We start from the raw sequence: 246 nt of genomic DNA, 5'->3' as shown, positions 1-246 counted from the left end.
CGCGTAAACTGAGCTGTTGCGTTCAAAACACACGATATCGCAGTAGATTACGCTGTGACGAATTCACTCAGAGAGCGAGGGAACGCCGCGTCGGCGGCGTTCCCGAGCGATGTCTCTGGAAAAAGGGTATACTCACCGGTCATCCCGGTCGGATCTGAGTGTGTCCTCAACCGTAGTCTGTCAAGAGAACGAATCTGCGGAAGATCCGTGTCGAGATCTGAGGTGTCTTTGGAATTCTTCCAGCCG

1 protein-coding gene is annotated in these 246 nt (G+C 53.7%); it reads right to left on the bottom strand.

The window, feature by feature from the left end; genetic code table 11:
• Window positions 1–47 precede the first annotated feature (47 nt).
• On the bottom strand, window positions 48–246 hold a 199-nt coding region (locus O2S87_RS19420), incomplete at its 5' end, for a hypothetical protein (RefSeq protein WP_475410270.1).

Source organism: Halohasta sp. A2, from assembly GCF_056175805.1.
Note: the sequence above shows the minus strand (reverse complement) of the source record. Positions and strands in the feature narration are given on the sequence as shown.